Annotated in this window: 4 protein-coding genes; 3 read left to right on the top strand and 1 reads right to left on the bottom strand. The window is 69.3% G+C overall.

The window, feature by feature from the left end:
* Positions 1-159 precede the first annotated feature (159 nt).
* Positions 160-903, top strand: a complete 744-nt coding sequence (locus ACM2XV_RS12645) for a ThuA domain-containing protein (RefSeq protein WP_344777136.1) — start codon at positions 160-162, stop codon at positions 901-903.
* A 19-nt stretch (positions 904-922) separates the two neighbouring features.
* On the opposite strand, the gene ACM2XV_RS12640 is transcribed toward ACM2XV_RS12645, so the two are convergent.
* Positions 923-1,444 carry a hypothetical protein gene (locus ACM2XV_RS12640; RefSeq protein WP_487027178.1) on the bottom strand — a complete coding sequence of 174 codons (522 nt, stop codon included), beginning with the start codon at positions 1,442-1,444 and terminating at the stop codon, positions 923-925.
* Positions 1,445-1,629: 185 nt separating this feature from the next.
* On the opposite strand from ACM2XV_RS12640, the gene ACM2XV_RS12635 reads away from it, so the two are divergent.
* Positions 1,630-3,828 (top strand): ATP-dependent Clp protease ATP-binding subunit, encoded by a 2,199-nt coding sequence (locus tag ACM2XV_RS12635; protein ID WP_344777132.1) that lies wholly within the window; start codon positions 1,630-1,632, stop codon positions 3,826-3,828.
* A gap of 85 nt (positions 3,829-3,913) precedes the next feature.
* Positions 3,914-4,528 (top strand): DUF2076 domain-containing protein, encoded by a 615-nt coding sequence (locus ACM2XV_RS12630; RefSeq protein WP_487027177.1) that lies wholly within the window; start codon positions 3,914-3,916, stop codon positions 4,526-4,528.
* The last annotated feature ends 114 nt before the right edge of the window (positions 4,529-4,642 follow it).

The following is a 4,642-nucleotide window of genomic DNA, read 5'->3' as shown; positions in this document are numbered from 1 at the left end:
CGATGCGATCGTGAACGGCACCACGCCCGAGACAGTCGGCACGGCCAATCTCGGCAGCCTGGCGCTCATGGAGGCGGCGGCGCGGTCGGCGGCATCCGGCCGCGTCGAAGACGTGCGCCTGCCCTGAGCAACGCAGATCTGCGAAAGGACCACTTCAGAATGAGCGAATCCCCCATCCGCGTTCTCGTCTGGAACGAGAACCTGCACGAGACCTCGGGCGACGCCGAGGTGCTCGAGCACTACCCCGCCGGCATCCACACGGTCATCGCCGACAGCCTGCGCGCCCAGCTGGGCGACGCCGTGGCCGTGCGCACCGCGACGCTGCAGGAGCCCGAGCACGGGCTCACCGACGAGGTGCTCGCCGAGACCGATGTGCTGCTGTGGTGGGGCCACATGGGCCACGAGCAGGTCGCCGACGAGATCGTCGAGCGGGTGCACCGCAGGGTGCTCGCCGGCATGGGCATCCTCGTGCTGCACTCGGGCCACTACTCGAAGATCTTCAAGCGGCTCATGGGCACCACCTGCTCGCTCAAGTGGCGCAACGATGGCGAGCGCGAGCTGGTGTGGACCATCGCGCCCGAGCACGAGATCGCCGAGGGGGTGCCGAGCCCGATCGTGATTCCCGAGCACGAGATGTACGGCGAGTACTTCGACATTCCGACCCCCGACGAGACGATCTTCCTGTCGACGTTCGCGGGCGGCGAGGTGTTTCGGTCGGGCGTGACCTATCGGCGGGGGCTCGGGCGCGTGTTCTACTTCTCGCCCGGCGATCAGGCGTTCCCGATCTATCACCACCCCGACGTTCAGCGGGTGCTCGCGAACGGCGTGCGCTGGGCGCGGCCGCGACACGAGCCCCGCGAGCTGACAGCCGACTACCACGCGACGGGGTGGTTCGCGGGCTGAGCTGCGGAACGCGCGCGGCTCACTCGACGAGCCGCTGCAGCGCGGCGGCCCGCTGATCCTGCCCGATGGCCCGGAAGGCCGGGATCGCGTACTCGGCGAGAAGCTCGGCCCCCTCCTGCGCGCTGCCGTCGGCGAGCAGCAGGCGGCCGAGCGCTTCGGCCGCCGTGGCGACCACGGGCTTCTCGTCGATCGCGAGCGCGAAGTTGAGGGACGCCGCGATGAACTTGAAGTCGCCGGGCTCGCCCATCGCGCTCAGCTCTTCGCCGACCTCGAGCAGCGCGAGCCCGACGTTCCGCAAGACGCCCTGGTAGTCCCCGGCCATCCCGACCCTGATCGTGCGCTCGTCCTCGTCGCCGGCCACGATGCGCAGCAGCCACAGGCCGTTCTCGCCGATGGTGAGCGTCGCCGCGAACGGCGCCTCGACGTCGACGCGGAACAGCAGGCTGTGATCTGCGGCGGTCGTCAGCACCCAGGTCGGCGCCTCGCTGCCCGCGGCGTCGGCGACGGCCGCGAGTTCGAGGTATTCGCGCTCAAAGGGCATGTGGAGAGTATGCGACTCCGCGTCGGCGAGTCGGGCGCTGCCCGCGGGAAGCTCGTGCTCGCCGTCGAGTAGGAATAACCACTGGTCAGGTCAAGTTGAGCCAAGTAGACTCAACTTTGAGAGGCGGGCGCCGCGAGGCATCCGTCACCACAGAAATCCCAGACCAGAAGGACGAACCGCACAACATGGCCAACATGCAGGGCGTGCCGCCGACGACCGACGAGGGGAAGAGCGCCCTCGAGCAGTTCGGCATCAACCTCACCGAGATCGCGCGCCAGGGCAAGCTCGACCCGGTGATCGGGCGTGACTCCGAGATCCGGCGCATCAGCCAGGTCCTGACGCGGCGCACCAAGAACAACCCCGTGCTCATCGGCGAGCCCGGCGTCGGCAAGACCGCCGTCGTCGAGGGGCTCGCACAGCGCATCGTCGCGGGCGACGTCGCCGACTCGCTGAAGGGCAAGGAGCTCGTCGCGCTCGACATCTCCGCCCTCGTGGCCGGCGCGATGTACCGCGGCCAGTTCGAGGAGCGGCTCAAGGCCGTCCTCAAAGAGATCAACGAGTCCGACGGCAAGATCATCACCTTCATCGACGAGCTGCACACGCTGATGGGCGCGGGCGGCGGCGAGGGCTCGGTCGCCGCGGCGAACATGCTGAAGCCGATGCTCGCGCGCGGCGAGCTGCGCCTGATCGGCGCGACCACGCTCAACGAGTACCGCGAGTACATCGAGAAGGATGCCGCGCTCGAGCGCCGCTTCCAGCAGGTGTACGTCGGCGAGCCGACGGTGGAAGACACCATCGCGATCCTGCGCGGCCTGAAGGAGCGCTACGAGGCGCACCACCGCGTCGCGATCGCCGACTCGGCGCTCGTCGCCGCGGCCGTGCTGTCGAACCGCTACATCACGAGCCGCCAGCTGCCCGACAAGGCGATCGACCTGATCGACGAGGCGGCGTCGCGCCTGAAGATGGAGATCGACTCCTCCCCCGTCGAGATCGACGAGCTGAAGCGCGCCGTCGACCGGCTCAAGATCGAAGAGCTCGCCCTCAAGAAGGAGAAGGACGACGCATCCCGCGAGCGCCTCGCCAAGCTGCGCGAGGACATGCGCGAGCGCCAGGCGCAGCTCGACGAGCTGCAGGCCCGGTGGGACGCCGAGAAGGCGTCGCTGCACTCCGTCGGCGACCTCAAGACCCAGCTCAACGAGGCCCGCATCGAGCTCGATCGGGCGATGCGCGAGGGCGACTATCAGAAGGCGTCGAAGCTCAACTACGAGACCATTCCGGGCATCGAGAAGGCGCTCGGCGCCGCGGAAAGCGGCGAGGGCGCGGCATCCGGCCCCCGCATGGTCAACGAGCAGGTGACCGACGAGGACATCGCGGCCGTCGTCGCCCAGTGGACCGGCATTCCCGTCGACCGGCTCACCCAGGGTGAGACCGAGAAGCTCATCAACCTCGAGCACGAGCTGCACCGTCGGCTCATCGGCCAGCAGGCCGCGGTCTCGGCCGTGGCCGACGCGGTGCGCCGCTCGCGCTCGGGCATCAGCGACCCGAACCGGCCGACCGGCTCGTTCCTCTTCCTGGGCCCGACCGGCGTCGGCAAGACCGAGCTCGCGAAGGCGCTCGCCGAGTTCCTGTTCGACGACGAGAAGGCCATGGTCCGCATCGACATGAGCGAGTACGGCGAGAAGTTCTCGGTCTCGCGGCTCGTCGGTGCTCCCCCGGGCTACGTCGGCTACGAGCAGGGCGGCCAGCTGACCGAGGCCGTGCGGCGGCGCCCGTACTCGGTGATCCTGCTCGACGAGGTCGAGAAGGCGCACCCCGAGGTGTTCGACGTGCTGCTGCAGGTGCTCGACGACGGCCGTCTGACCGACGGCCAGGGCCGCACCGTCGACTTCCGCAACACGATCCTGGTGCTCACGTCGAACCTGGGCTCGCAGTTCTTGACGGATGCCGCGCTGTCGGCCGCCGACAAGAGGGCCGCCGTTCTCGAGATGGTCCGCCAGGCGTTCAAGCCCGAGTTCATCAACCGCCTCGACGACATCGTCATCTTCGATGCGCTGACCGCAGAGCAGCTCGGCGAGATCGTCTCGCTCTACGTCGACCGCCTGCAGAAGCGGCTGCAGGAGCGCCGACTCGATGTCGGGGTGACGCCGGATGCCCGCGCCTGGCTCGCTGAGCGCGGGTACGACCCCGTGTACGGCGCCCGCCCGCTGCGCCGCCTGATGCAGCACGAGATCGACGACAAGCTCGCGACCGCGCTGCTGAAGGGCGAGATCAAGGACGGCGACGTGGTCCGGGTCGACGTGGCGGACGACGGCGAGGGTCTCGTGGTGAGCGCCGGCGAGAGCCTGCCGCCGCTCGACCTCGACGTGCAGGCCGAGACGATCTAGGCCAGAACCTTTACGAGCACTGAGCGGATGCCGCCGACTCCCTGAACCGGGGTCGGCGGCATCCGCCTGTTCGGGAGGATGAGGCATGGACACCAACGACCGTCGTCTCATCGACGATCTCGCACAGGAAATCAGCAAGGCACAGCCGGTCACCAAGGACCCGGAAGCGGCCCAGGTGATCGCCCAGCGCATCGCGGCGCAGCCCGATGCGGTCTACCTGCTCACGCAGGCGGTCCTTCTTCAGCAGGAGGGGCTGCGGCAGGCCCAGGCGCAGATCCAGCAGCTGCAGGCGCAGCAGCGTCAGCAGCAGAGCCGCGGCGGCGGGTTGTTCTCGGGGCTGTTCGGCGGCGGGTACCAGCAGCCGCAGTACGCGCCCCCGCAGTACGCGCAGCAGCAGGCCCCGTTCGCCCAGCGAGGCAGCTCGAGCTTCCTCGCGCAGGCGGCGTCCAGCGCCGTCGGAATCGCGGGCGGCCTGTTCCTCTTCGAGGGAATCTCGAACCTGTTCGGCGGCGGCGGCGGCTTCGGCGGCGGCCAAGACCAGGCCTTCGAGCAGGGCTATGACCAGGGCTTCGACAACGGCTTCGATCAGGGCCAGGGCGACCAGGGCCAGGCCGACGCCGGCCAGGGCTTCGACGACAACGACTTCGACCAGGCCAGCTGGGACGGCGGCGACTTCGGCGGCGGCGACTGGGGCGTCTGAACCTGTTCCCGTTCCGGACAGATGCGCCCCGCGCTGCGGGCGGAATCGTCCGGAACGGGAACGAGTTGGCGCGGCCGGAGCTCAGGTCTAGCGGCCGGCCGCGTAGCCCTGCGC

It is taken from the genome of Gryllotalpicola sp. CP2-P1 (genome assembly GCF_057512245.1).
The sequence above is the reverse complement of the archived record's forward strand: the minus strand, read 5'-3'. Positions and strand labels throughout refer to the sequence as shown.

Excerpts from the sequence above, each read along its gene's own strand:
- ACM2XV_RS12640 (WP_487027178.1), bottom strand. The coding sequence starts at position 1,444 with ATGCCCTTTGAGCGCGAATACCTCGAACTCGCGGCCGTCGCCGACGCC.
- ACM2XV_RS12630 (WP_487027177.1), top strand. The coding sequence starts at position 3,914 with ATGGACACCAACGACCGTCGTCTCATCGACGATCTCGCACAGGAAATC.
- ACM2XV_RS12635 (WP_344777132.1), top strand. The coding sequence starts at position 1,630 with ATGGCCAACATGCAGGGCGTGCCGCCGACGACCGACGAGGGGAAGAGC.
- ACM2XV_RS12645 (WP_344777136.1), top strand. The coding sequence starts at position 160 with ATGAGCGAATCCCCCATCCGCGTTCTCGTCTGGAACGAGAACCTGCAC.